2 pseudogenes are annotated in these 802 nt (G+C 61.2%); both read left to right on the top strand.

Features of this window, described 5'->3' with window-relative positions:
- Window positions 1–449: pseudogene (gene pgi / locus EN935_RS38415) on the top strand (glucose-6-phosphate isomerase); the annotation flags it as partial.
- Between the two features lie 105 nt (window positions 450–554).
- A pseudogene (locus tag EN935_RS38410) lies at window positions 555–802 on the top strand (transketolase); the annotation flags it as partial.

Below are 802 nucleotides of genomic sequence, written 5' to 3'. Positions count from 1 at the left end.
AGCTGGTTCCGTGCGACTTCATCGGGTTCTGTCAGGCATTGAATCCGCTGGGACGTCATCACGACCTGCTGATGGCAAATCTGTTCGCGCAGACCGAGGCTCTGGCCTTCGGCAAGACGGAAGAGGAGGTCAGGGCCGAAGGGACCCCGGACTGGCTGGTTCCGCACCGCACCTTCGAAGGCAACCGCCCCACCAATACCTTGCTTGCCGAGCGCCTGACCCCAAGGACGTTGGGCAGCCTGGTCGCGCTCTACGAGCACAGCGTCTTCACGCAAGGCGTCATCTGGAACATCGACTCTTTTGACCAATGGGGCGTTGAGCTGGGCAAGGCCCTGGCCGAGAAAACAACCCCTGAACTGGAAACCTCCCAGGCCCCAAATCTCCAACATGACAGCTCGACCAACGCTTTGATCGAGCGCTATCGCCGGTTCCGAAAACGACAGAAGTAAAGGGCGGTAAGTCCGGCCGCGCCTACGGCCCCGACCAACATACTGCGGCGCAACCCAGCCAGCACTTGGACGATCGGGTTGCCTACATCCGATCAAAGGATCCCCATGAAACAGGTGCCACTCGACCAGCTCAGCATCAATACGCTGCGAATGCTTTCAATCGATGCGGTCCAGAAAGCAAAATCCGGTCATCCCGGAACGCCGCTGGATGCCGCGCCGATGGCCTATTGCCTGTGGCAACGCTTCCTTCGCTACGACCCCGCCGACCCCGATTGGCCGAACCGCGACCGCTTCGTGCTGTCGGCCGGCCATGCCTGCGCCCTGCTCTACAGCCTGCTTCACCTGTGCGGCGT

It is taken from the genome of Mesorhizobium sp. M7D.F.Ca.US.004.03.1.1, from assembly GCF_003998635.1.
Taxonomy (GTDB): Bacteria; Pseudomonadota; Alphaproteobacteria; order Rhizobiales; family Rhizobiaceae; genus Mesorhizobium; species Mesorhizobium loti.
Note: the sequence above shows the minus strand (reverse complement) of the source record. Positions and strands in the feature narration are given on the sequence as shown.